Annotated in this window: 1 protein-coding gene; it reads left to right on the top strand. The window is 70.1% G+C overall.

Going from position 1 to position 603, the window contains the following annotated elements; all coding sequences use genetic code 11:
* Positions 1-31: 31 nt before the first annotated feature.
* Positions 32-532: a PleD family two-component system response regulator gene (locus K6I34_RS37835; RefSeq protein WP_229332522.1), complete on the top strand. Its 501-nt coding sequence runs from the start codon at positions 32-34 to the stop codon at positions 530-532.
* The last annotated feature ends 71 nt before the right edge of the window (positions 533-603 follow it).

Below are 603 nucleotides of genomic sequence, written 5' to 3'. Positions count from 1 at the left end.
TGACCGGGGAGCGTCCCCTGCGGGGGTGGAAGTGGGGAAAAGCCGGACGCGGCACGGTGGGCGCGCTTACTCTCGGGGTGTGCCTGGCTTGTCCGGCCGGGTCCTTGTCGTCGACGACAACAAGGTCATCCGGCAGTTGATCAGGGTCAACCTCGAGCTGGAGGGCTTCGAGGTCGTGACCGCGGCCGATGGTGCCGAGTGCCTGGAGATCGTGCATCGCGTACGTCCCGACGTGGTCACCCTCGACGTCGTCATGCCCCGGCTCGACGGTTTGCTCACGGCCGCCCGGCTGCGGTCCGACGCGCGGACCCGGGACATACCCATCGCGATCATCAGCGCCTGCACCCAGCTGGAGGTCGACAGCGGCCGCTCCGCCGGCGTCGACGCCTTTCTGGCGAAGCCCTTCGAGCCCACGGAGATGGTCCGGCTCGTACGGAGGCTGATGCGTCGCCGTAAAGGAGACGGCGACGACGGGTTGCCGGGGGCCCCGGCCCCCGGGGACTGCGTGGACTCCGTCACGGTGTGGGAGTAGCGGGCGCAGTGGGCGCAGGGCCCCGCCGCCCTTCGCCCGTGAACGGCGTGTGAACAGGACCGGTGTGCGAA

Source organism: Streptomyces sp. UNOC14_S4, from assembly GCF_020740835.1.
Lineage (GTDB): Bacteria > Actinomycetota > Actinomycetes > Streptomycetales > Streptomycetaceae > Streptomyces.
Note: the sequence above shows the minus strand (reverse complement) of the source record. Positions and strands in the feature narration are given on the sequence as shown.